15 protein-coding genes are annotated in these 24300 nt (G+C 67.6%); 8 read left to right on the top strand and 7 right to left on the bottom strand.

Annotation, left to right across the window (positions count from 1 at the left end):
- Positions 1-53 precede the first annotated feature (53 nt).
- From E5S69_RS02970 to E5S69_RS02945, 6 genes are all read left to right on the top strand, one after another.
- The gene (locus E5S69_RS02970; protein WP_171513508.1) at positions 54-3362 is read left to right on the top strand and encodes a LuxR C-terminal-related transcriptional regulator; all 3309 of its coding nucleotides are present in this window, start codon (positions 54-56) and stop codon (positions 3360-3362) included.
- A 144-nt stretch (positions 3363-3506) separates the two neighbouring features.
- On the top strand, positions 3507-4163 hold the full coding sequence (locus E5S69_RS02965; protein ID WP_171513507.1) for an AMP-binding protein: 657 nt from the start codon (positions 3507-3509) through the stop codon (positions 4161-4163).
- Positions 4150-5061 (top strand): SDR family NAD(P)-dependent oxidoreductase, encoded by a 912-nt coding sequence (locus tag E5S69_RS02960; protein WP_171513506.1) that lies wholly within the window; start codon positions 4150-4152, stop codon positions 5059-5061. The genes E5S69_RS02965 and E5S69_RS02960 overlap by 14 nt, the downstream gene beginning before the upstream one ends.
- Positions 5062-5127: 66 nt before the next feature.
- Positions 5128-6339 (top strand): acyl-CoA dehydrogenase, encoded by a 1212-nt coding sequence (locus E5S69_RS02955; RefSeq protein ID WP_171513505.1) that lies wholly within the window; start codon positions 5128-5130, stop codon positions 6337-6339.
- 15 nt (positions 6340-6354) lie between these two features.
- A complete protein-coding gene (locus E5S69_RS02950; RefSeq protein WP_171513504.1) occupies positions 6355-7515 on the top strand; it encodes an acyl-CoA dehydrogenase family protein in 1161 nt (386 codons plus the stop codon).
- Positions 7512-7967, top strand: coding sequence for a MaoC family dehydratase (locus tag E5S69_RS02945; protein ID WP_171513503.1), 456 nt, complete (start codon positions 7512-7514; stop codon positions 7965-7967). Before E5S69_RS02950 ends, E5S69_RS02945 begins: the two co-directional genes overlap by 4 nt.
- A gap of 135 nt (positions 7968-8102) precedes the next feature.
- Here the strand turns inward: E5S69_RS02945 and E5S69_RS02940 are convergent, their stop codons facing one another.
- From E5S69_RS02940 to E5S69_RS02910, 7 genes are all read right to left on the bottom strand, one after another.
- On the bottom strand, positions 8103-10535 hold the full coding sequence (locus tag E5S69_RS02940) for a heavy metal translocating P-type ATPase (RefSeq protein WP_272871698.1): 2433 nt from the start codon (positions 10533-10535) through the stop codon (positions 8103-8105).
- A gap of 317 nt (positions 10536-10852) precedes the next feature.
- A complete protein-coding gene (locus E5S69_RS02935; RefSeq protein ID WP_171513502.1) occupies positions 10853-11206 on the bottom strand; it encodes a copper-binding protein in 354 nt (117 codons plus the stop codon).
- The gene (locus E5S69_RS02930) at positions 11203-14373 is read right to left on the bottom strand and encodes an efflux RND transporter permease subunit (protein ID WP_171513501.1); all 3171 of its coding nucleotides are present in this window, start codon (positions 14371-14373) and stop codon (positions 11203-11205) included. Before E5S69_RS02930 ends, E5S69_RS02935 begins: the two co-directional genes overlap by 4 nt.
- Positions 14370-15917, bottom strand: coding sequence for an efflux RND transporter periplasmic adaptor subunit (locus tag E5S69_RS02925; RefSeq protein ID WP_171513500.1), 1548 nt, complete (start codon positions 15915-15917; stop codon positions 14370-14372). The genes E5S69_RS02930 and E5S69_RS02925 overlap by 4 nt, the downstream gene beginning before the upstream one ends.
- Positions 15914-17215 carry a TolC family protein gene (locus tag E5S69_RS02920; protein WP_171513499.1) on the bottom strand — a complete coding sequence of 434 codons (1302 nt, stop codon included), beginning with the start codon at positions 17213-17215 and terminating at the stop codon, positions 15914-15916. The genes E5S69_RS02925 and E5S69_RS02920 overlap by 4 nt, the downstream gene beginning before the upstream one ends.
- 67 nt (positions 17216-17282) lie before the next feature.
- On the bottom strand, positions 17283-17801 hold the full coding sequence (locus tag E5S69_RS02915) for a hypothetical protein (RefSeq protein ID WP_423766609.1): 519 nt from the start codon (positions 17799-17801) through the stop codon (positions 17283-17285).
- Between the two features lie 17 nt (positions 17802-17818).
- Positions 17819-19030, bottom strand: coding sequence for an acyl-CoA dehydrogenase (locus tag E5S69_RS02910; protein WP_171513498.1), 1212 nt, complete (start codon positions 19028-19030; stop codon positions 17819-17821).
- Positions 19031-19291: 261 nt separating this feature from the next.
- Here E5S69_RS02910 and E5S69_RS02905 point away from each other — a divergent pair, with 261 nt between their 5' ends.
- Complete coding sequence (locus E5S69_RS02905; RefSeq protein ID WP_171513497.1) at positions 19292-20140, top strand: enoyl-CoA hydratase/isomerase family protein; 849 nt, start codon at positions 19292-19294, stop codon at positions 20138-20140.
- Between the two features lie 226 nt (positions 20141-20366).
- Complete coding sequence (locus E5S69_RS32875; RefSeq protein WP_171513496.1) at positions 20367-24086, top strand: alkyl sulfatase dimerization domain-containing protein; 3720 nt, start codon at positions 20367-20369, stop codon at positions 24084-24086.
- Positions 24087-24300 lie beyond the last annotated feature (214 nt).

Below are 24300 nucleotides of genomic sequence, written 5' to 3'. Positions count from 1 at the left end.
CGCCCCGCGTGCGCGCTGCCGCAGTCCCACCCGTCAATCCGCAGAGGCTGTCCATGCGTGTTGCCCCGCCCATCCTCCTGAGCGAACAGGAGCGCACCGAACTTGAAACCCTCGCCGCCGCCGGCAGCGCATCGCGCGTGGCGCAACGCGCGCGCATCATCCTGCTGGCCGCCAGCGGCGAGCAGAACAAGACCATCGCGCCCAGGCTCGGCATCGGCCGGGCCCAGGTGGCGCGCTGGCGCGAACGCTATGCGCAGGCCGGCGTGGCCGGCATCGTCAACGACCTGCCGCGCGGCGCGCCGCCGGTCAAGGTCGATGTAGCCAGGCTGGTGGCGCTGGCGAGCGAGCGCCAGCCCGGCGCGGCGCAACCGTGGAGCACCCGGCGCCTCGCTGCCGAGCTTGGCGTCAGCGCGGCCAGCGTGTCGCGGCACTGGCGCGCGGCTGGACTGGCCGGCACGGCCGTGTCCGCGCCGCCGCGGCAGGCGATGGCGGAGGTGGCCGAAATGGCGGAGGCGACAGACCCGGCGCTCCAGCCGCCGCCTGCGGGGGCGCAGTCCGCTGCCCCGGCCTGCCTGGATGCCGGGCTGCCGGCGGGGCGCGGCGCCTGGCAGGTGGCCAGCGACAAGGTGCTGCCGCCGCGCGGCGCGCGCCAGCTGATGCCGCGCGAGGCGCTGATGGCGCGCCTGCTTGAGGCGCGCCGCCAGCGCTGCGTGGTGATCCAGGGACAGGCCGGCAGCGGCAAGACCAGCACGCTGATGGCGTGGCGCAAGGCCATGCTGCAGCTGGGCTACGACGTCTGCTGGCTGACGCTGGCGCCGGAAGACAATGAGCCCGCGCGCTTCTTCGAGTGCCTGCTGGCAAGCATTGCCGAGGTCGACCCCGCAGCGGTGCGCGAGGCCGCGCTGCTGGTTGCCGGTGCGTGCGACGACGCCGCCATCGAGCTGTGGGTCATCACGCTGGTGCAGGCACTGGCGCGGCGCCGGCGCGACCTGGTGCTGATGATCGACGACCTGCACCACGTTGCCGACCCGCGCATCTTGCAGGCGCTGCAATGGCTGCTCGACTATGCGCCGGCGACGCTGCACCTGGCGTTCAGCTCGCGCAGCGCGCTGGTGCTGTCGCAGGAACGGCTGCGCCTGCAAGGCACGCTGGCCGAATTCGACATGCGCGACCTGCGCTTTACGCCACGGGAATCCGAGCGCTTCCTGCGCGAGCAGCTGGGCGCGGTCGACAGCGGCGTGGCCGCCACGCTGCATGCGCTGACCGATGGCTGGGTCGCCGGCCTGCAGCTGTTCGCGATCGACCTGCGCACGCGCGGCGGCGCCACGCAAGCGCCGCCGATGATGCCGGCACAGGTGCGCGACGCGCGGGCTTTTGCCAGCTATTTCGAGCGTGAAGTGCTGGTGCGGATGCAGCCCGACGATCTCGACATGCTGATGCGCGTGGCGGTCTGCCAGCGTTTCTGCGCGCCGCTGTGCGCGGCCATCCTGGGCGATGCGCGCCCCTTGCCGCAGATCCAGGCGCGGCTGTGCCGGCTGGTGGCCGACAACCTGTTCATCAACGCGGTCGGCAGCCACGACCACGAGACCTGGTACCGCATCCATCCCTTGCTGCGGGAAACGCTGCTGAACCGCCTGGTCGCGCACGGCGCTGGCCAGGCGCACGGCCTGCGCGCGCTGCACGCGACCGCGTGGCGCTGGTTCGAGGCGCGCGGCGAGATCGGCGATGCGGTCTTCCATGCGGTGCGTGCCGGCGACGTCGACGCCGCCGCCGGGATGGTGCAGGGCTGCGCGCAGGCGCTGCTGGAACGCGGCGAGCTGGTCCAGCTGGGCGGCCTGCTGCGCGCGCTGCCGGTCGAAGAGGTGCGGCGGCGCTTCGGGCTGCACGTGGTGCTGGCCTACATGCAGCTGTACAGCCGCGATTTCGACGCCCTGCGCGACAGCCTCGACCGGATGGAAACCGGCCCGCACGCCCTGCGGCCGTGCGAGCGCTATTCGGTGCGGCTGCTGCGGGCCGGGCTGGCGGTGCAGCTCGACAACCAAGACGAAGCCGCCGCGCTGTTGCCCGCGCTGTGGCAGCCGCCGCCCGACGCCGACGACTTCGCCTGGCATGCGCGCGGCAATGTGGTGTCGTGGCTGCTGACCATGCGCGGCGACTACGACCTGGCGCGCCAGGTGCTGGACCAGGCCAATGAGCGCGCCCCGGCGCCGCGCAGCGGTCAGCTCGGGCGTTGCATCCAGGCCATCAGCCTGGCGCGCGAGGGCCGCCTGAAGGAGGCTTGCCGTCTGATGCGCGAAGTGATGGAAGAAGCGGAACGCTGCGGCGCCGCCTATGCCGGGCTGGCCTGCATGGCGGCCTGCCTGCTGGCCGACGCGCTGTATGAGCTGAACGAGACCGAGGCCGCGTGCCAGCTGCTGGAGCCGCGGCTGGGCCTGCTCGAGCGCGTGTCGCTGCCGGAAGTCGTGCTGCGTGGCTGCGTGGTGCTGTCCGGCTCGCACTGGCTGGCGGGGCGGCGGACGCAGGCGCTGGCGTGCCTGGAGCGGCTCGAGGCCTACGCCGGGCGCTATGGCCTGGACCGGCTGCACGCCGAGGCACTGGCGCAACGCCTGCGCCGGCACCTGCAGCAGGGCGAGACCGAGCGGGCCAACCTGGCGCTGGAACAGGTCCAGGCGCTCGCCGCGCGCTGCGCCGACGGCGGCCCGTTGCGGGCGGCCAGCACCGCTGCCGTGGCCGCGCGCGCCCGGCTCGAGATGGCGCTTTACACCCGCGACTATGCCGTCGCGGTGGAACGCGCACGGCAGCTGGCGGAGGCGCGCACCGGTGCGGAAGCGGTCGGCGCAGCCGGGCTGCGCCTGCAGATGGCGCTGGCGCGGCGGGGGCTGGGCCAGGCCCGCGCGGCGCGCCGCGATTTCATCGCGGCCATGCGCCAGGGACACCGGCTGGGGCTGACGCGCACACTGCTCGATGCCGCCGGCGGCTCGCCAGAAGGGCTGGCGCCGCTGGCGCAGGCAGGCTGCGAGGGCGACGATGGCCGTGAAGACCCGGTGCTGGCCTTTTACATCCGCCGGCTGCTGGCCGAGCAGGGCACGGCGGAGGCCTTGCCGCCGCCGGTGCGGCCACGGCAGCCGGGTCCGGATCAAGGCATCGGCGCGCTCAGCGAGCGCGAGCGCGAGATCCTCGAGCTGCTGGCGCAGGCGATGTCGAACAAGAAAATTGCCCGCGTGCTCAATGTCTCGGCCGAAACGGTGAAGTGGCACCTGAAGAATATCTACGCCAAGCTGGGAGTGGCCGGCCGCGGCGGCGCGGCCGCGCGGCTGCGTGACCTTGCGGCCTCGGCATCGGCGGCTGCCGTGGCTGCCTGAGTGCGCGGGCGGCGGCCCGCCCGCCTGCGTCCCCCCCCCCCAATAAGCTCCGTTGCACGCCTGCCACCCGCGTCGGGGAGTGCTTGCACGCGGCGGGCAGGCAATGATGGACCCATCGGCAGCACCTTCGTCCATCGCCTCGCCATGTCCACTCCGACCCGATCTCCCTACCTCAAGCCGCGCGGCAGCCTGCTGCGCGAGCTCGAAGCCCGGGCCGCGGCATGCCCCGACGAAATGGCGATGGTGTACCACGGCCGGCAGCTGAGCTATCAGGCGGTGCTCGACGCCAGCCTGTCGCTCGCCGGCTACCTGCAGCAGCACCTGGGCGTGCGGCGCGGCGACCGGGTACTGCTGCTGATGCATGACTGCCCGCAGTTCGCCATGGCATGGCACGCGATCCTGCGTTGCCGCGCCGAGGTGGTCGCGCTGGCGCCGCAGAGCAGCGCGCAGGCGGTAGCCGCCTGCGCCGCCGAAAGCGCGGCCTGCGCCGCGGTGGCGATGCAGGACGGGCTGCCGCGCGTCGCGCCGCTGCTGGGCGACGACGGCGTGCGCGGCTGCATCGTTGGCGCGTACTCGGAGTTCGCCGGCGCGCCCGGCTGCCCCGAGTGGCTGGCCGCGCCGGACTACGTGCGCGAGCCGCGCGTGCCACTGCTGCAGCCGCGCGTGCATGACTTTGCCGGTGCGCTCGCCGCCGGCATCGCGCCGGCCCCGGTCGGCGCGACGTCGTGCGCGGCATTCCCCGATGTGTCCCCACTGAGTTCAACCCATCCTTACCGGAGTACCAACCATGAGCCTGCTTGAAGGAAAAGTCATCATCGTCACCGGCGCCGGCGCCGGCGTGGGCAAGGGCATTGCGCTGGAGGCCGCGCGCCAGGGCGCGCGCGTGATCGTCAACGACCTGGGCGTCAACATTGACGGCTCCGGCGGCAGCGCCGGCCCGGCGCAGCAGGCGGTCGAGGAGATCCAGGCCGCCGGCGGCGTGGCCGCGGCCAATACCGACAGCGTGGCCGACTGGGCCAGCGCGCAGAAGATCATCCAGCAGGCGCTGGACTTGTATGGCCGCGTCGATGGCGTGGTCAACAACGCCGGCAACCTGCGCGACGTGATCTTCCACAAGATGACCGAGGATGACTTCGACGCCGTGATCCGCGTGCACCTGAAGGGCAGCTGGAACATGGCGCGCGCCGCGGCCCCGCATTTCAAGGCGCAGGAGAGCGGCGCCTTCGTGCACATGACTTCCACCTCGGGCCTGATCGGCAACTTCGGCCAGGCCAACTACGCGGCCGCCAAGCTGGGCATCGTCGGCCTGTCCAAGTCGATCGCGGTGGACATGCAGAAGTTCAACGTGCGCTCGAACTGCATCGCGCCGTTCGCCTTCACGCGCATGGTCGGCAGCATTCCGACCAACACCCCCGAAGCGGCCGAACGGATGAAGATCAACATGCGCCTCGAGGCCGGCAAGATCGCACCATTCACGCTGGCGCTGCTGAGCGACCAGGCCAAGGACATCACCGGCCAGATCTTCGGCGTGCGCAACAACGAGATCTACCTGTTCTCGCAGCCGCGCCCGATCCGCACCGCGCACAACAGCGATGGCTGGACCGTCGAGTCGTGCGTCGAGCGCGCCATCCCGATGCTGCAAGGCAGCTTTACCCCGCTGCAGCTCTCGCGCGACGTGTTCCCCTGGGACCCGGTCTGAGCGCAGCACGGCGGCGGCGCGCCTGGATGCCAGGCCACCGCCGCCATGTGTCGGAGGAGACAAGCCATGGATTTTCAACGAGACCTCGACCTGGAGGCCTTCCGCGAGGAAGTGCGGGCGTTCCTGCGCGAGAACCTGCCCGAGGAACTGTCCGGTCGCATCCGCGTCGGCACCCGTTCGCCGCGGGCGGAGCTGACACGCTGGCAGCGCATCCTGAACGACAAGGGCTGGGGCGCACCGTACTGGGCCAAGGAGCATGGCGGCACCGGCTGGAGCGTGCTGCAGCGCCTGGTGTTCGACGAGGAATGCACCGCGGTGGGCGCGCCGTCGCAGGACACCGGCGCGCAGAAGCTGCTGGGGCCGGTGCTGAACGCCTTCGGCACCGCCGAGCAGAAGGCCGAGCACCTGCCGCATATCTTCAGCGGCGAGCGCCAGTGGTGCCAGGGTTTTTCCGAGCCTGGCTCAGGTTCGGACCTGGCCTCGCTGCGCACCCGCGCCGAACGCGTTACCGGTGAAGACGGCGATCACTACGTGGTCAACGGCCAGAAAATCTGGACCAGCTACGCGCACCGCGCCGACTGGATCTTCCTGCTGGTGCGCACCGATACCGAGGTGAAGAAGCAGGCCGGCATCAGCTTCCTGCTGGTCGACATGAAGACGCCCGGCATCACGGTGCGGCCGATTGTCACCATCGACAGCTGCCACCACCTGAACGAGATCTTCTTCGACAACGTGCGGGTGCCGGTGCAGAACCTGGTCGGCGCCGAGGGCGAAGGCTGGAAGATCACCAAGTTCCTGCTCAACAACGAGCACGCCACCGCCGCCGACCTGCCGATGCTGCGCCGCTACCTGGCGCAGATCCGCGCGCTGGCCACGCGCGGCTGCGACGGCGGCAGCGTGCTGCTGGAGCGGCACGCGTTCGCGCTGCAGCTGGCGCGGTTCGAGGCCGAGCTGGCCGCCGTCGCCACGCTGGTGCAGCGCGTCGCCGCGATGGAGCAAGACCACAGCCCCGCCGCGCATGCAATGGGCTCGATCCTGAAGATCCGCGGTACCGAGCTGCTGCAGAAGATGACCAGCTTCCTCACCGAGGCGCTGGGCGACTACGCCGCGGTGGCCTACCCGGTGCCGCAGCACGGCGACGATGGCGCGCCCCTGCCCATGCAGGAGGCGGCCCGCGGCGTCGCCAACGAGATGTTCTTCCGCCGCGCCTCGACCATCTACGGCGGTACCAGCGAGGTGCAGCGCTCCATCATCGCCAAGACGATGTTCCAACTGTGAAGGCCCTGACTGACCATGAACTTCAACCTGACTGACGAACAGCAACTGTTGCAGGACAGCGTGCGCCGCTTTGTCGAGAAAGACTACGACTTCGAGGCGCGTACCGCGCGGGTCAAGTCGGGCGAGCCTTGCAACGGCCGGCATTGGGCCACCTTCGCCAACAACGGCTGGCTCGCCGCGGCGCTGCCCGAGGACGGCGGCGGGCTGGGCGGCACCGTGATCGACACCGTGCTGATCGCCACGGAACTGGGCCGCGGCCTGGTGGTGGAACCCTATCTTGGCTGCGCCGTGCTGGCGGCGCAGACGCTGGCCGCCGCGGCCACGCCGGCGCAGCGCGAGGCACTGCTGCCCGCGCTTGCCGACGGTGCCCGCCGGCTGGCGCTGGCCTACAGCGAGGCGCCATCGCGCGGCCTGCCGGCGCCGGTGGCCACGCGCGCCGAGCCGGCACCGGGCGGCTTCACCCTGCATGGCACCAAGACGCTGGTGCTGGGCGGCAGCAATGCCGATGGCTTCATCGTCTCGGCCCGCGAGCCGGGCGCGGCCGGCGACGCCTGCAGTCTGTTCCTGGTATCGGCCGATGCCGCCGGGGTCGAACGGATCGCGTTGCCGCTGCACGACGGCAGCTGGGCCGCCGAAGTGCGCCTGGACGGCGTCTTTGTCGCCGCCGACGCGCGCCTTGGCGAAGCGGGGCAGGGCCAGGCAGCGCTCAGCCACGGCTTGACGCATGCCATCGCCGCGCTGTGCGCGGAGCTGGTCGGCGGCATGGAACAGACCATCGAGATCACGGCAGGCTACCTCAAGGTGCGCAAGCAGTTCGGCGTGCCGATCGGCAGCTTCCAGGCGCTGCAGCACCGCATGGCCGACATGGCGGCGGAGCTGGAGGTAGGGCGTTCGATGCTGTACGCACTGCTGGCCTCGATCGAGAACGACGACGGCGCGGCGCGCGCACGCACCGTGTCGCAGGCCAAGGCGCTGATCGGCCGCGCCGCCCGCTATGTCAGCAGCCAGGGGATCCAGCTGCACGGCGGCATCGGCATGACCGAGGAATACACAGTTGGCCATTATTTCAAGCGTGCCGTGGTGGCGGACGCGCTGTTTGGCAACGCCGACCTGCACGAAGCGGGCAACGCCCGCGCGCTGCAGGCGGTCCTTACCGGAAAGGAAGCGCAAGCATGAAGACCTACGAACACATCAGCGACCTGCAGCCGCTAGTCGGCGAAGTCATCGGCACCAGCGACTGGCTGGCGCTGGAGCAGGACCGCATCAATCTGTTCGCCGATGCCACCGGTGACCACCAGTGGATCCACGTCGACCCGGTGCGCGCCAAGGACGGCCCGTTCGGCGTGCCGATCGCGCATGGCTTCCTGACGCTGAGCCTGCTGCCCGCGTTTTCGCACACCGCGTACAAGGTGAAGCACAGCAGCACCGGCGTGAACTATGGGCTCGACAAGGTGCGTTTCCCTGCGCCGGTGCCCGTGGGCAGCCTGCTGCGCGCGCATTTCAAGCTGCTGTCGTACGACGCGCTCGACAACGGCGGCGCGCAGCTGAAGCTGGAGATGACGGTGGAGCGCGAAGGCTCCGCCAAGCCTGTCTGCATTGCTGAATCCATCGTCCGCCGGTTCCCGTAACCGCACCCCGCTTGGACGACACCCCGGCGCGCCCGGGGCGTCGGGCATTGCCGCATAAAGAGCGGCCGGCTCTGCACGGCGGCCATGACATCAGGAGACCGCCATGACCCTTCCAGCCCAACCGCCGCCGCGTGCTCAGGCAGCAGCCTTCCTCAGCCGCAACGCATTCGTAATGACCGAGGCAGAACTCAGGCTCATCGCCAGCGCTGCAATCATTGGCGACAACAGCAGGCCTGTGATCGGGTACAGCACGCCCGCGGCCAGAGGAACGCCCAAGGCGTTATAAACGAACGCGAAACCGAGGTTCTGTTTCATGTTTCGAATGGTTGCGCGTGAGAGTTGGCGGGCACGGGCAATGCCGCGCAAGTCCCCTTTGACCAACGTGACTTGAGCACTGTTCATTGCGACGTCAGTGCCGGTGCCCATGGCAATACCGACATCCGCCTTCGCCAGCGCCGGCGCATCATTAATGCCGTCGCCCGCCATCGCGACCACCGCACCTGCCCGTTGCAGAGAACTGACAAGTTCAAGTTTGTCCGCCGGCTTCACCTCGCCGTAGAACTCGTCGACGCCGAGTTTCCCGGCCACCGCCTTTGCCGTTGCAATCCCATCGCCGGTCGCCATCACCACCCGGATGCCCTCTTCCCGGAGATGCGTCAGCGCTTCCGGCGTGGTGGCCTTAACCGGATCCGAGACGGCAAGCAGGCCTGCAAGCTTGCCTTCGACGGCGAGATACATGACGCTGGCGCCTTGCGCACGCAGTTCATCGGCCTGCGCTACGAGCGGATCGATGGCAACTCTTTCGGCTTCCATGAGTGAAGTATTCCCGATCGCAATCGTCTTGCCGCCTAGCTTGCCTCTTATCCCGATCCCAGAGCTCGACTCGAAGCTCTCTGGCTTTTCCAACCGCAGGCCACGCTCGCGCGCTGCTGCAACGATCGCGGCAGCCAACGGGTGTTCGCTGCCCTGGTCCAGGCTTGCGGCCAGGCGCAGGACGTCTTCTTCAGCATAACCGTTTGTACCGATCGTGCGCTCGAAGACAGGCCGCCCTTCGGTAAGGGTTCCCGTCTTATCGACAATCAGGGTATCGACCTTGCGCAGATTCTCGATCGCAGCGGCATCGCGAAATAGTATGCCGTTGGAAGCGCCTTTTCCGCTCGCGACCATTATGGACATCGGCGTGGCAAGACCCAGCGCGCACGGACATGCGATGATCAGCACCGCGACAGCATTGATCAGGCCGAACACCCAGCTCGGCTCGGGGCCGAAGAGTCCCCACGCGACAAGAGTCAGCACCGCAATGCCGATGACCCCGACGACAAAGACGCCGGCGACCTTGTCTGCCATCCGCTGCATTGGCGCCTTCGATCGCTGCGCTTGCGCCACCATCTGGACAATCTGCGCCAGCACGGTCTGGGAGCCAACCTTTTCAGATCGGATGACGAGGCTACCGGAGGTGTTCATTGTAGCCCCGATGACACGGTCGCCGATGCGCTTGGTGGTCGGAATAGGCTCGCCGGTTATCATCGATTCGTCGACCGCGCTGGTGCCTTCCGTAACCACGCCGTCGACTGGCACCTTCTCTCCCGGTCGCACACGCAGCAGGTCGCCAACGTGGACATGGGTGAGTGGCACGTCCTCTTCGACGTTGTCAGGGCCGATACGTCTCGCCGTTTTAGGCGCTAGTCCGAGCAGTGATTGAATGGCGGCTGAAGTCTGGGAGCGGGCCTTGAGTTCGAGCAATTGGCCCAGTAGCGTGAGCGAGATGATCACTGCCGCGGCCTCAAAATACACACCGATGCGACCATGCGCGACGAAAGCCGGCGGAAAGGCGCGAGGCGTGACGGTCGCAATGACGCTGTAGACATAGGCTGCGCCAGTGCCGATCCCAATCAGCGTCCACATGTTCGGACTGCGGTTGATGATCGACTGGAAACATCGAACGAAAAACGGCCAGCCCGCCCACAGCACCACAGGCGTCGCCAATGCAAGCTCGACCCAACTCTGCATTGGCACCGGCATCCAGCCAAAGCGATGCCCGACCATGGCCAGCATAAATACCCCACCGGTAAGCGGAAGCGTCCACCAGAAGCGGTGACGGAAATCCACCAGTTCCGGGTTCTCGTCCTGCTCCAGTTGCGGCAACAAGGGTTCCAGCGTCATGCCGCACTTCGGGCAGTTGCCAGGATGATCCTGGCGGATCTCCGGGTGCATGGGACAGGTATAAATCGTGCCCTCGGAAGGCGGCTCCGCCGAGGCTGACTTAGACGGAATCGTGTACCTGCCTGGATCGGCCTTGAATTTCTGCTGGCATGACGCGCTGCAAAAATAGTAGTGAGCTCCGGCATGCTCAGCATGGAATCGGGAATCTGCCGAGACTGTCATGCCGCAGACCGGGTCCTTGACGGGCCCGGCCGTCCCGATTCCTGTACGAGATTGTTCATGCACATGGTCATGCGCATGCTCGTGACGATGGCCGTGATCAGCCTGGTCCTCAGTCGAAGTATGTGCTCCCGCGCCGTGGCGGCCAGGCTGCATGGCATCGGGTTCATTGCTTGACCTGTTCATCCTGGCTCCTTTGGTTGTGGGGCCCGTCATCGACTGCGCCATCCGACTTGCGTGACTGTGGCCTTGCCGTGGCCGCCTTGTTGACCACGGAAGGGATGCATCGACAGACACAGCAACACTAGCCCAAAGGGCAGCATGGACGCAAAGGGGGCAGACTGGCTGTCACGAGATCGCGTGAATCCATTGCCGTGCCGGAGGCGGCAACTAAAAGGCGGCTTTGCATGAGATGCTCCTTACACGAAAATGACAACGAGCGAGGGCTGCGATATCGCGCCCGAGCGTTCTGTTCCAGTTCCGACAGGCACCGCCTCACCATCTCAACGTCGGCGCAGGTCGACAACGGTGGGCTTGCCATCCACCGTGTCGAAGGTAGCGAGCACCGAATCGCCTTCCTTGAAGTTTCTCAGCGAGGCGCGATCCTTGACCGCGAACGCCATGGTCATGGCCGACATGCCGAGGTTTCCGATGGGGCCGTGCTTGAGCGTGACCTTGCCGGCTTGCGCATCGATCTTCTTGATCTCCGCCGCAACGGGTTGGGGCACCTGTTTCGATTCGGCCGACGGCTTCATGCCCATGCCTTTCATATCCATGCCGTCCGCCGATTTCGCTGCGAATGCAGCCGGCGCGGCAGCGAGGGCAACCATGATGGCGAGAGTGTTGAGGTGTTTCATTGTGGTTCCTCTTGAAGTGAGGGGTCGGTGGAAAGTGAGCCAGGCTTTGTCTGACGCCTGCGTATCAGCAAGTAAGCCGCCGGCACTACGAACAGCGAAAGCAGGGGCGCGGTGATCATGCCGCCAACCATCGGGGCCGCAATGCGCTGCATGACCTCTGAGCCGGTGCCATGCGACCACATGATGGGAATCAGGCCGGCGAGAATGACAGCGACGGTCATGGCCTTGGGGCGGACCCGTAGCACAGCGCCTTCCTGAATGGCATCCAGTAGGGCGGACACACTGGTTTCGCCGCGGTCTTCGCGTTCGCTCCAAGCCTGCTTCAGGTAGAGCAGCATGATGACGCCGAACTCGGCTGCCACGCCGGCAAGAGCGATAAAACCGACCACGCCAGCCACGGAAACATTGTAGCCAAGCAAGTACAGCAGCCAGAACCCGCCGATAAGCGCCAGCGGCAACGTGCCCATGATCAGTAGCGCCTCATCCAGGCGGCCAAACACCAGGTACAGCAACACGAAGATGATCAGCAGCGTGAAGGGCACCACTACCTTGAGTTTCGCAGTGGCGCGCTCCAGGTACTCGAACTGTCCCGACCAACTGAGGGAATAGCCCGCTGGCATAGGAACCGCCTTGGCCACCACAACCTGCATGTCGTGGACGGCCGAGCGGAGGTCGCGTCCGCGGATGTCTACGTACACCCAGCCGGACAGGCGGGCGTTTTCGCTGCGAAGCATCGGCGGTCCCTGCTGCACCTGGATGCGTGCCACATCCGACAGAACAATCTGCTGGCCTCTGTCGGTGACGATGGGCAGGCTGCGCAGCTGCTCCACCGAGTCGCGGTAGTCGCGGGGGTAGCGGACGTTGATGGGAAAGCGTGCCAGCCCGTCCACCACTTCCCCGACGTTATCGCCACCGATGGCCGATGACACGATGCTCTGCACCTCGTCGATGTTCAGTCCATAGCGCCCGGCCGCCACGCGGTCGATGTCGACATCGATGTAGCGCCCGCCGGTCAGGCGTTCGGCGAGCGCCGACGTGACGCCCGGCACCGTCTTCACGGCTTTCTCGATCCGCGTGGCCAGCCGGTCGATCTCCTTCAGGTCCGTGCCCGCAACCTTGATGCCGACCGGACTCTTGATACCAGTGGCGAGCATGTCGATCCGGTTCCGGATGGGCGGCACCCAGATGTTGGAGAGGCCTGGCACTTTCACCACGCGATCGAGTTCCTCCACCAGCTTGTCGGTCGTCATGCCGGCACGCCACTGGTCGCGGGGCTTGAACTGGATGGTGGTCTCGAACATCTCGATCGGCGCCGGATCGGTCGCGGTATCGGCGCGGCCTGCCTTGCCGAAGACGGTGGCCACCTCTGGCACGGTCTTGATGAGGCGGTCGGTCTGCTGGAGCAGCTGCGCTGCCTTGCCTGCGGACAGCCCGGGCAGTGCCGATGGCATGTAGAGGAGGTCGCCCTCGTCGAGGGGCGGCATGAACTCGCCGCCGATTCGCAGGATCGGGCCGGCGGTCGCGACCAGGAGGACCGCGGCAATGACAATGGTCGCCCTGGGATAGGCCAGCACCCGGGCGAGCATTGGCTGATAGGCGCGGATCAGCCAGCGGCTGAGCGGATTGGACTGCTCCGTGGGAATTCTGCCGCGAATCATGTAGCCCATCAGGACCGGCACCAGCGTGACGGAGAGGCCAGCCGCGGCAGCCATTGAATAGGTCTTGGTAAAGGCTAGTGGCGAGAACAGCCGGCCCTCCTGCGCCTCCAGCGTGAACACAGGAATGAACGACAGCGTAATGATCAGCAGCGAGAAGAACAGCGCGGGGCCTACCTCGGCGGCCGCTTCGCCAGTCACACTCCAGCGCTCGTGCGCGGTCGGTTGCCGTCCGGGGTTGTCCATATGCCAGTGTTCCAAATGCTTATGGGCGTTCTCGATCATGACCACCGCGGCATCGACCATGGCGCCGATGGCGATGGCGATGCCGCCCAGGGACATGATGTTGGCGTTGACGCCCTGGTATCGCATGACCAGAAAGGCGGCCAGCACGCCGAGCGGAAGCGAAATAATGGCAACCAGGGCGGAGCGCAGGTGGAACAGGAAGGCGAGGCAAACCAACGCCACGACGATGAACTCTTCGATCAACTTGTGCGTCAGGTTTTCGACCGCGCGGTTGATCAGCGCCGAGCGGTCGTAGGTCGGCACGATCTCGACGCCAGCCGGCAGGCTCTTCCGTAGCGTGGCGAGCTTGGTCTTGACCGCCTCGATGGTTTCCAGCGCGTTCTTCCCCGACCGCATCACGATGACGCCGCCAGCGACCTCTCCCTGGCCATCGAGCTCGGCGATGCCGCGCCGCGTCTCGGGGCCGAGCTGGACCGTGGCGACATCGCCCAGCCGCACCGGAATTCCGGCATCGCTGGTCACGAGCGGAACCTGCCGGAAATCGTCGAGTGTCTTCAGATACCCGCTGGCCCGCACCATGTACTCCGCCTCGCCCAGCTCGAGCACCGAGCCACCCGTCTCCTGATTGGCGCCCTTGAGGGCTGCCAGCACCCTGGCCTGTGACAGGTTGTAGGCGCGCAGGCGGTCGGGCATCAGGACGACCTGGAACTGCTTCACCATCCCGCCGAGGGAAGCGACCTCGGCGACATTGGGCAGCGATTTCAGCTCGAAGCGCAGGAACCAGTCCTGCAGCGCGCGCAATTGGCTGAGGTCATGCTGGCCAGTCTTGTCCACCAGCGTGTATTCGTAGATCCAACCCACGCCGGTCGCGTCCGGACCCAGGGCGGGCCTGGCCGCAACTGGCAGGCGGGATTGGACCTGATTCAGGTATTCCAGCACCCGGGATCGCGCCCAGTACAAATCCGTGCCGTCCTCGAACAGCACGTAGACAAACGAGTCCCCGAAGAACGAGTAGCCGCGCACGGTCTTGGCGCCCGGCACTGACAACATCGTGGTGGTGAGCGGATAGGTGACCTGGTTCTCGACAATCTGCGGCGCCTGGCCGGGAAATGGCGTGCGGATGATGACCTGCACATCGGACAAATCTGGCAAGGCATCGAGCGGCGTGCTACGCACCGCCCACAGGCCCCATGCCGTCAGCATCACCGTCGCCAGCAGGACGAGGAAGCGATTGCGGATCGACGCGAGGATCAGCCGGGCAATCATGGCTTGGCTCCCTGGACGCCGGCGGCGGACTCTACCGAGGACAGGACGGGCATGCCGTCGCTATTCAGATGGAAGCGGAACCGAACGCGGTCGCCAGGCTTCAATGCCTTGGGCAAGCCGCTGGGTGGCGCAGCAAAATCCATCGTCATCGCGCCCCACTGGATCGAAGGAACAGGTTCATGCGATATCGTCAGACCCTCGCCAGTTACCGCCTCGATGCGCCCGACGCCCTCATGCTCGGCCGCCGGCGCCGCCGGGGCCGAAGCGCCCTGTGTTGCCGACAGGCGCTCGGCGGTTCCACGCAGGCTGGCCTCCGAGTCGATGAGAAACTGGCCCGATGTGACGACTTTTTGCCCCGCCTTGAGTCCGGACAGTACCTCGACCATGCCCGCGGCTTCGCGGCCGGTCTTGACTTCGGTTGCCACAAAGCCTGCCTTGCCCGCATCCACCATGACGAGTGTGCGCTGGCCCGTGCGGATGACCGATTCCAACGGAATCACCAGGGCTTCCTTTTGATCCGTGCTGTCAAAGCGGACCGTCACGAACATCCCGGGCAACAGGTGTCTGCCTGGGTTGGGCAGGACCATGCGGACCTTGGTGGTGCGCGTGGCCGGATTGACATCCGGCAGGATGGTATCGACTTTGCCGAGGAGGGGTTCCGGTGCGCCCGTCGACGACACCTTGACCGCCAGCCCAGGCACAATGGCACGAACCTGTGCCTCCGGCACCTCGGCAATCACCCAGACTTGACTCAGGTCGGCGAGGCGAAATAGCGTCATGCCCGGGGAGACGGTCATGCCCTCACGGACGGCAACCTCTGTTACCAGGCCATCGAACGGGCTCACGATGGCAAGATCGGGCTGGAGCCTGCCAGAACCCTCGACGGCGCTGACCTGGCCCGGCGTCATGCCGGCCTGCAGCATGCGGGCCCGGGCGGCGCTACGCAGGTCGGCTTGCTCGCCCCCAGCCATGCGAGACACGGCGAGATACTCCTCTTGCGCGGCGACCCAGTCGGGCGAGTACAAGGTCACCAGCGCTTGCCCGCGCCGCACCGGGTCAAGCGTCGCCTTGACCGCCAGATGCTGGACAAAGCCATTGGTTCGCGCCTGAAGCACCTGGACACTGCGCTCATTGATGGCGACATTGCCAGGCGCCTCGAGCACGGCGCTCAGGCGGCTCGGCTTCACCTCGACCGTGCGAATGCCAAGATTCTGCGCGACGTGGCTGTCGACCACGACACCGTTGCCGCCGCGGCTTTCGCTGTCCCCTTCCACATACACTGGCACGAGTTGCATGTCCATGAAGGGTGACTTGCCGGGCTTGTCGAAGCGCTGGCCGGGCACCATGGGATCATGCCAGTACAGGATCTTCTTGCCGGTCTTCGGATCCGTGTCGCCAGGCTTGAGCGCGGATGCCGCGACGGGCGCCGCCGACGACTGCGCTGATGGGATCCCGCGCGCCACGCCGAATCGGTAGGCGCCATAGAGCGCGGCGCCAAGCAGCGCGAGGCCCACCGCTGCCGTTGCAATGACTTGTTTCTTCACTTGAACTCCTTGGTCGCCGGCTCGGTTTGCGCAGTGGGCAACGGGACCAGGAAGACCAGGTCGGCCCATAGCTTGGCTGTTTTCGCCTCCAGTGCGAGCCGCTCCAGCTTCGTATCGATGGCGCGGTGGTTGGCCTCGGCAACGGCAAGCAGCGTTCCGGTATTGGCACGGTAGGCGGTCAAGGCCGCATCGGCCTGGCTGGTTGCGAGTGGCAGCGTTCTTTCGTCGTAGCGTTTGAGCCGTTCCAAATTGCGCTGCAATTCGCCGAGCTTGGCGCCCACCATGGCCTGGGTATTGCGCCGGATGATTTCTGACTTGGCACGCGCCGCATTGGCCTGCGCCAGCCTGGTGGCAACCTCGCGGTCCTGGCGATTGCCCTGATCCCACGGCACCGGGAAGCTCACGTTCACCGACCCCATGTTGGAGTACGCCGAGCCGCGCTGGCTGTACATCAGTTCGACGGTCACGTCCGGCTTCTTGGTTTCCCATGCCACCTGGATTTCAGCTTCGGCAAGGGCCACTTCGCGCTGCGCGGCTGCCAGCTCAGGGACTGCGTCGAGCTCGCCTTTCGCCAGTTGCTGGATGGGCTGGGGCACGTCCAGCGGTGGCCGATCTGACAGCGGGCGACTGGCTTCGGCGCCGACCCAGCGCTGCAGATTGAGCGTGGCGGTTGCCACGGCGGCCCCGCTTTCGTCCTGGCGGTCGTGCAGCTTTTGGAGTTCCAGCTCCATCGCAAGGACGTCTGCGCGCGAGCCACGCCCGCTGCGATACGCAGCAGTTGCCGCCTGGCGCGCCAGTTCGATCGGATGGCCGTGATGACCGAGCAGAACGCCGGTCTGTTCGGCGTACCACCGATCGAGCCAGGCACCCACCGCATTGCGCTGCACGGTGGCCAGTCCGACCGCGCGCTGCGCTTCGGCAGCGGCCGCTTCGGCTTCAAAGCGCGCCGCCTTCGCGCGGCGCTTGTCCGAGCGCGTGAACTCCTGCATTACGCTGATGGACCGCATCGTCATGAAATCCCGGCTGAGCGAGAACTGGTCCGGCCCGTTCACCGGGACGTTGTTGAGCCCGAGCTTGAGGATGGGATCAGGCAACTGGCCGGCGGCGACCGCCATTTGCACGGCTGCCTCGACAGCGCCGCGCGAAGATTCGGCATTGCCGGCATGGGTGGTCGCGAGCGCGACGGTTTCCTCGAGGGAAAGAGAAGGGGCGGTTGGCGCAGCCATGGCACGCGGCACCGCCAGGCCGAAGGCGGGGGCGCACAGCAGCGCCAGCGTCAGGCGACGTGGAAAAAGCATAAAGCCTCCATGAACGACGACAGCTACCCGAAAGCGGGGCAGCAGCGAATGGACGTCGATCAGGAGGCTAGGTCTGGAAACTGCAGTGAAGGATGTTCAGGGGCGGCGGGCCGCGTGCCTCCGTCTCTGCGCGCAGTGCGATGCGGATATCCGCAAGCACCACGCGCGTGGGCTCGATGACGCTCATCAGCACCGGCAGGAATACCGGAAGCTGCGGCGACACAGGGTCGGCACTCTTGGAATCGGCCTGGCAGTGCGCCAGGCAGAGCGCACCTTCATCAGCGCCATGGGCATCACTACCGGCCGCCATGTCGGCACAAGATTCGGTCATTGCCGCTGTCGTGCCGCTGCCTTGCATCTGGTAGCGGCTACCGGTACAGGCGTACGCGGCCGCTGCCAGTTGAACTGTCAGGAATACAACGAGCAGGAGGCCGGCGAAGACGGGATGCCAGCGAGCGGAGTGACGCAAAAGTTCTTTGCCTTGGCGAGTTTGTTGCCAAGGATACTGCTTTTTTGGGTCATGCAACCTGACTTTTCGGCCGATGGGATGCGGGCCGAAGACCTGCGCCAGATCGGCCCCACCCATCTAGCCCCGCAACTCCTTCAAAACTGGAACAGCGACCTGGCAATAATCGAGCGCTGCACCTCACTGGTCCCCCCATAGATCGTCGTCGCCCGACGGAAGAACATCTCGGTCGCCACGCCTCGTGCTGCATCCTCCATTGGCAGCGCCCTGCGCCCCGTATCCCTCGAGCGTGGATCCGGATAGGCCACCGCGCCATGGTCGCCCAGCGTCTCCACCAGGAACTCGCTCATCCGCTGCTGCAACTCGGTGCCGCGGATCTTCAGGATCGACCCCAGCGCATGCGCTGCCGCGCTATGGTCCTGCTCCATCGCCGCCACGCGTTGGACCATCACGGTGATGGCGCGCAGCTCGGCCTCGCAGCGCGCCAGGCGTAGCAGGAACTCGTGCCGTTGGGCCAGCCCCATGCCGCCGGCGCGCGCGCTGCCGGCCAGTGCGTGGAGCTGTGACAGGAAGCGGCGCAGCGTCGGCAGGTCGGCGGTGGTGGCGTGCTCGTTGTTGAGCAGGAACTTGGTCAGCTTCCAGCCTTCGTTCTCGGTGCCGACCAGGTTGGCCGCCGGCACCCGCACATTGTCGAAGAAGGTCTCGTTCAGGTGGTGGCAGCCATCGATGCTGATGATCGGGCGCACGGTAATGCCGGGGCTCTTCATGTCGACCAGCAGGAAGCTGATGCCGGCCTGCTTCTTTGCCTGCGGATCGGTGCGCACCAGCAGGAAGATCCAGTCGGCCTGGTGCGCGTAGCTGGTCCAGATCTTCTGGCCGTTGACCACGTAGTGGTCGCCGTCGGCGCTGGTGACGCGTTCGGCGCGCGTGCGCAGCGAAGCCAGGTCCGATCCTGAGCCGGGCTCAGAGAAGCCCTGGCACCACAGCCGGGCGCCCTGGAAGATGTGCGGCAGGTGCTCGGCTTTCTGTTCCGGCGTGGCGAAATGGTTGATCACCGGGCCCACCAGCTTGTGGGCGAAGCCATCCAGCGAAGGCGTGCCGGCGGCGGCGCATTCTTCGTCGAAGACCAGGCGCTGCGCCACGCTCCAGCCGGTGCCACCGTGTTCCTGCGACCAGTACGGCGCGCCCCAGCCATGGGCGTCGAGCAGGCGCTGCCAGCGCACCAGGTCGGCGCGCGGCGAGCGCATGCCGTCCTTGCGGCGGGGTAGGTCGGCGGGCAGGTGCTGGCGCAGGAACTCGCGGACCTCCTGGCGGAAGCTGTCCAGCGTCGGGTCGGGTTGGAAGTGCATGAAGACTCTCCGATGTCGCGCGGCCGGCGGGCTGTCGGCCTTTCTGATGCCATACACCTTAAGCCGGTGCGCGCGCGGCGGCGCCCCCCGGCGCTGGGGGTCCGGCAGCGGGCATAGGCGCCGCTTCATCGGTAACGGCACCCCCCTTGAGACGAGTGGTGCGCCGCCGGGCGCGCACCGCCACACTGGGCTTCAGAGGCGCCCGGCCGCATCGCGGCGATGCCACCCCCGCCCACCATTCGCCAGAAAGGAATCACGACCATGCAGGCCCAGCAGAACGCCCGCCAGATCGCGTTACGGCATGCCAGCCTGTGCATCGCCGATGGCGTGGCCGAGTTCACGCACCAGCGTCCCGCCGCGCGCAATGCCCTGTCGCTGGAGTTGCGCCAGGACTACCGCGACATGCTGGACCTGGTCGCTGCAGACCGCTCCATCCGCGCGCTGGTGCTGACCGGATCCGGCGGCAGTTTCTGCGCCGGCGGCGACCTGAAGTCCGCGCGCGAGATGTTCGCCGGTGGCGACGCCGCGGCGCGCGCGCCGCAGGCCGTGCGCCAGCGCATGCAGGACATCCACCAATGGCTGCCGCGGCTGCGTGACCTCGAGATCCCGGTGATCGCGGCGGTCGACGGCGCGGCGGCCGGGGCGGGATTCTCGCTGGCGCTGGCGGCGGATTTCGTGCTGGCGTCGGAGCGTGCGTACTTCAGCATGTCGTTCGCGAAGATCGGCCTGCTGCCTGACATGGGCGCGCTGTACGCGTTGCCGCGCGTGGTGGGCATGAGCGCGGCCAAGGAGCTGATGTTCACCGGGCGCCGGCTCGAGGCAGTCGACGCGAAGCGGCTCGGCATCGTCCATGCGATCCACCCGACCGGCACGCTGGCCGAGGCAGCGCACCGCTTCGCGCGGCGCTTCGTGCCGGCGCCACCGGAAGCGCTGGCGCTGGCCAAGCGCGCGCTCAACCGCAGCTTTGAAAGCAGTTATGACGCCGTGCTGGAACTCGAAGCCCAGGGCCAGGCGCTGGCCTCGGCCGTGCCGTACTACGCGCAGGCGGTCGACGCCTTCCTGAACGGGCGCCCGGCGCGCTTCGACTGGGACCGCGATGTGCAGGGCTGAACGCCGCCATCGCCCGCGGTTTGCGCATCCGGCCCGGTCCGATCACCCGGGCATGGCCCGCGCCGTGCCGGTGCACCGCTTGTCTCCACGCCCGTCAGCGCTGGCTGTAAGCGGGCTTTCGGCTCCGGCACCTGTGCCGGAGCCATTTTCTTTTCGCCGCCACGGCGCATCGGCGCTCCGGGGCCCAGCTGTTCAATCCAAAAAATCCATCCAGTGAGGAGACCTCATGCCTGATATCCATGATTACATCGTTGTCGGCGCCGGCTCGGCGGGCTGCGCCGTGGCGAGCCGGCTGGCCGACGCGCGGGTCGGGACGGTGGCGCTGCTCGAAGCGGGCGGCCATGATTTCAGCCCGGCCATCACCATTCCGATCGGCATCGCCAGTACCGTGCCGAAGGCCGGACCGTTCAACTATGGCTACGTCACCGAGCCGCAGCCGGCGCTGAACGGGCGCCGCGGGTTCCAGCCGCGCGGCCGCGGGCTGGGCGGCAGCTCCTCGATCAACGGCATGATCTACATCCGCGGCACGCCCTCGGACTACGACCGTTGGGCGCAGGACGGCTGCGATGGCTGGGGCTGGGACGATGTCCTGCCGTATTTCAAGCGCTCGGAACGCAATGAGCGGCTGGCCGGTCGGCAGGAGGACGCCTGGCACGGCGGGCGCGGGCCGCTGCATGTGGTCGATACCCGCTCGGGCAATCCGTTCGACCGGCGCTTTATTGAAGCCGCGCAGTGCGCGGGCCTGCCTTACAACCCCGATTTCAACGGCGCCTCGCAGGAGGGCGTCGGCTTCTACCAGCGCACCCAGCGCGACGGCGAGCGCTGGAACACGGCGCGCGCCTACCTGCACGGCGGCAACCGGGAGGCACTGGACGGGGGACGCGCCAACCTTGCGGTGCTGACCGACACCCAGGTGCTGCGGATCGTGTTCGAGGGCCGGCGCGCGGCCGGGGTGCTGGTCGAGCGCGGCGGCGAACAGCGGCTGCTGCGGGCGCGCCGCGAAGTGATCCTGTGCGCGGGGACCTTCGGCTCGGCCCAGTTGCTGATGACATCCGGGGTCGGCCCGGCCGCGCACCTGCGCGAGCACGGCATCGACATTGTCCACGATGCGCCTGGCGTGGGGCAGAACCTGCAGGAGCATCCCAACATAAAGCTGCAACGCCGCGTGTTCAGCACCGATCTCTACGCTGCCTCGGTGCGCGGCGGCTTGCGGCTGCTGCGCGAATGGCTGCGCTACCGCAAGGAGCGCTACGGCATGTTCGCCTCCAACATCGCGGAGACCGGGGCGTTTATCAAGAGCGATCCGACGCTGGCGGATCCCGACCTGCAGCTGCACTTTTCCACGGCCCTGAACGATCCTGCGGCGCGCCGCACCCATGGCTACGCGCTGCACGTATGCGTGCTGCGCCCGCACAGCCGCGGCCAGGTGCTGCTGGGGTCCGCCGACGCCCGCGTGCCGCCCCGCATCGACCAGAACCTGCTGGCCGATGCGCGCGACCTGGATGCCATGGTGGCGGGCCTGCGGCTCGCCAGCCGCATCCTGGACCAGCAGCCGCTGGCGCGCCTTGGCGGCACGCCGCACGTCGGGGGCCATTTGCGCTTTGACGGCAGCGACGACGCCGCCGTGCGCGAGTTTATCCGCGAGCGCGCCGACATCATCTTCCATCCGGTCGGCACCTGCCGCATGGGGAGCGATGCGCGCGCGGTGGTCGATCCGCAACTGCGCGTGCGCGGCGTCGAGGGCCTGCGCGTCGCCGATGCCTCGGTCATGCCCACGCTGATCGGCGGCAACACCAATGCCGCCGCCATCATGATCGGCGAGAAGGCGGCTGACCTGGTGCAGGGCATCTGCCGGGCCGGCGGCGGCGCCACCGGGCCGGCGCTCGTTGCGCTGCGCGAGGATAGCGCGCCGGCGCCGCGCAGCGATCCGCGCGGCGAAGCAGTGGCCGGCGCGTCGGGCAGCGCCGAACGCAGGCTGCTGGCCTGCGCAGCGGCGCTTGCGCTGAGCTGGGGCGCGCACGCCGCGCCGGCGCCGGAGATGCCCAAGCCGGCCAGCGCTGCCACCGTCGGCAGCAACGCCGCGGTACTCGGGCAATTGCCCTTCGCCGACCGCGCCGATTTCGAAGACGCGCGACGCGGCCTGGTGGCGCCGTTCCGCGGCGATATCCGCAATGCCGAAGGCCGCGTGATCTGGAGTTCGTCGACCTATGACTTCCAGCAGGCGGCGCAGACCCCGGACTCGGTCAACCCCAGCCTGTGGCGCATGGCGCAGCTCAATACGCAGGCGGGGCTGTTCCGGGTGACCGACCGCGTCTACCAGGTGCGCGGCATGGACCTGGCCAACATGACCGTGATCGAGGGCGAGCGCGGTATCATCATTGCCGACCCGCTGACCAGTACCGAAACCGCCAGGGCGGCGCTGGACCTGTACTACGCCAACCGGCCGCGCAAGCCGGTGGTGGCGGTGATTTACACGCACAGCCACGCCGACCACTTCGGCGGTGTGCGCGGCGTGGTTGACGAGGCCGAGGTCAAGGCCGGCAAGGTCGCCATCTACGCGCCCGCCGGCTTCATGCAGGAGGCGGTCAGCGAGAACGTGTTCGCCGGCAATGCGATGTTCCGCCGCAGCATCTACCAGGCTGGCGCCGGCGTGCCGCGCAATGCGCTCGGGCAGGTGGATACCGGCATCGGCAAGGGCGGCTCGTCCGGCGGCACGCTCAGCCTGATCGCACCGACCGAATCGATCAGCAAGCGCTACGAGACCCGGCATATCGACGGCGTCGAGTTCGAGTTCCAGCTGACGCCCGGCACCGAAGCGCCGGCCGAGATGAACTTCTACCTGCCGCGCCAGCGCGCGCTGTGCATGGCCGAGAACGCCACCCGCACCATGCACAACATCCTCACGCCGCGCGGCGCGCAGGTGCGCGATGCCAAGGCCTGGGGCAGGTATCTGGACGAAAGCCTGGTGCGCTACGGCGACCGCGTCGAGGTGATGCTGGCCCAGCACAACTGGCCGACCTGGGGCGGCGAGCGCATCCGCACACTGCTGGCCGACCAGCGTGACATGTACACCTACCTGAACGACCGCACCCTGCACCTGCTGAACCAGGGCCTGACGCCGATGGAGATCGCCGAGGCGATGCAGAAGCTGCCCGGCGCGCTGGAGAAGAAGTGGTACACGCGCGGCTACTACGGCTCGCTCAGCTTCAACGCGCGCGCGGTGTACCAGCGCTACCTGGGCTTCTACGACGCCAATCCCGCCAGCCTGAACCCGCCGGCGCCGCCCGAGGCGGGCCGCCGCTACGTGCGCGCGATGGGTGGCGCCGACAGCGTGCTGCGCCAGATGCGCGAGGCGATGGAGCAGGGCGACTACCGCTGGGCGGTGCAGCTGGGCAACCACCTGGTCTTCGCCGAGCCGCACAACGCAGCCGCGCGCGCGGCGCAGGCCGATGCGCTGGAGCAGCTCGGCTACCAGTCCGAGAACTCGCTCTGGCGCAATATGTACCTGACCGGCGCCAGGGAACTGCGCCACGGCGTGCTGGCCGTGGCCGCGCGCAACCCGGCCGACCTGGTGCGGGCGATGGAGCCCGCGCTGTTCTTCGACTACATGGGCGTGCGGCTCGATGCAGACCAGGCGGTGGGACATGACATGACGCTCAACTGGGTCTTCTCCGACCTGGACAAACCGTTCGCGCTGACCGTGCGCAACGGTGTGCTGACGTATCGCGAGGACAGCCGCCATGCGCGCCCCGATGCGACGGTGACGATGAGCAAGGCGACGCTGGACCGCATCAGCCTGCACCAGCTCGACCTGCAAACAGCACTGCGCGACGGCGAGGTCAGGGTCGAGGGCAATGCGCGCAAGCTGCCTGAGCTGATGGGCCTGCTGGCGGCCTTCAACCCGACCTTCAACATCGTCACGCCGCAGGCGCAGCCGCAGCACTAGCCGCGGGCCATCGATGGTGCGGGCGCCATGCCGGCTGGCGGCGCGCTGCCCGCATCGGATACAGGCGGTGTATTGATCGACATACATTGATTATTTCTCGAGCGTTTCGCTCATCACCATGGACTGCCTGATTTGGCGGATCTCCATGCGGGGAAGAAAAAAGGTCGCGCGGCATCTGCGCCGCGCGACCGACTGTGCGCGAAGGGGGCAGCAA

Source organism: Cupriavidus necator, assembly GCF_013141915.1.
Lineage (GTDB): Bacteria > Pseudomonadota > Gammaproteobacteria > Burkholderiales > Burkholderiaceae > Cupriavidus > Cupriavidus necator_B.
This window is presented reverse-complemented; position numbering and strand designations above follow the sequence as displayed.

Bases quoted from the DNA above. Each gene is read 5' to 3' on its own strand.
- E5S69_RS02945 (WP_171513503.1), top strand. From the start codon at position 7,512: ATGAAGACCTACGAACACATCAGCGACCTGCAGCCGCTAGTCGGCGAA.
- E5S69_RS02915 (WP_423766609.1), bottom strand. From the start codon at position 17,801: ATGGGTGGGGCCGATCTGGCGCAGGTCTTCGGCCCGCATCCCATCGGC.
- E5S69_RS02930 (WP_171513501.1), bottom strand. From the start codon at position 14,373: ATGATTGCCCGGCTGATCCTCGCGTCGATCCGCAATCGCTTCCTCGTC.
- E5S69_RS02965 (WP_171513507.1), top strand. From the start codon at position 3,507: ATGTCCACTCCGACCCGATCTCCCTACCTCAAGCCGCGCGGCAGCCTG.
- E5S69_RS02960 (WP_171513506.1), top strand. From the start codon at position 4,150: ATGAGCCTGCTTGAAGGAAAAGTCATCATCGTCACCGGCGCCGGCGCC.
- E5S69_RS02950 (WP_171513504.1), top strand. From the start codon at position 6,355: ATGAACTTCAACCTGACTGACGAACAGCAACTGTTGCAGGACAGCGTG.
- E5S69_RS02910 (WP_171513498.1), bottom strand. From the start codon at position 19,030: ATGCACTTCCAACCCGACCCGACGCTGGACAGCTTCCGCCAGGAGGTC.
- E5S69_RS02905 (WP_171513497.1), top strand. From the start codon at position 19,292: ATGCAGGCCCAGCAGAACGCCCGCCAGATCGCGTTACGGCATGCCAGC.
- E5S69_RS02935 (WP_171513502.1), bottom strand. From the start codon at position 11,206: ATGAAACACCTCAACACTCTCGCCATCATGGTTGCCCTCGCTGCCGCG.
- E5S69_RS02940 (WP_272871698.1), bottom strand. From the start codon at position 10,535: ATGAACAGGTCAAGCAATGAACCCGATGCCATGCAGCCTGGCCGCCAC.
- E5S69_RS02970 (WP_171513508.1), top strand. From the start codon at position 54: ATGCGTGTTGCCCCGCCCATCCTCCTGAGCGAACAGGAGCGCACCGAA.
- E5S69_RS02955 (WP_171513505.1), top strand. From the start codon at position 5,128: ATGGATTTTCAACGAGACCTCGACCTGGAGGCCTTCCGCGAGGAAGTG.
- E5S69_RS02920 (WP_171513499.1), bottom strand. From the start codon at position 17,215: ATGCTTTTTCCACGTCGCCTGACGCTGGCGCTGCTGTGCGCCCCCGCC.
- E5S69_RS32875 (WP_171513496.1), top strand. From the start codon at position 20,367: ATGCCTGATATCCATGATTACATCGTTGTCGGCGCCGGCTCGGCGGGC.